Source organism: Pseudomonas sp. S37, from assembly GCF_016658545.1.
In the GTDB taxonomy this organism is placed as follows: domain Bacteria; phylum Pseudomonadota; class Gammaproteobacteria; order Pseudomonadales; family Pseudomonadaceae; genus Aquipseudomonas.
In genome coordinates, this window is record NZ_JACVZC010000248.1 from 1 (window position 1) to 301 (window position 301).

Here is a 301-nt window from a genome sequence, read left to right on the forward strand (position 1 = left end):
CAGTTGCGGCACCGGGCGGTGCTGGAAGATGCGCCAGTCCGATTGCAGGCCAGCGCGGGCCAGTTGCGGTTCGATCACGGCGCGGTAACGGGTACGGCGGCGGCCAGTCTTGCCTTGTTCGAAGCTGCTGATCAAGCCGTGTACATGGCGCACCGCCTCATCCTGTTGCCAGATGGTCAGCACGGCGGGCTGGTCGAGCAGGGTGGCGAAGTCAGCGTCGTCGGCGAAGCTGGCCAGTTCGACGTCCAGCCGATAAAGCTGGCTGACGCCCTCGTTCAGTTCGAACGACACGACATCAAAT

Annotated in this window: 1 protein-coding gene; it reads right to left on the bottom strand. The window is 63.8% G+C overall.

Annotation, left to right across the window (positions count from 1 at the left end):
• Positions 1-301: contractile injection system protein, VgrG/Pvc8 family (locus IAE39_RS29525; protein ID WP_268934226.1), on the bottom strand; the 301-nt coding region annotated here is incomplete at both ends.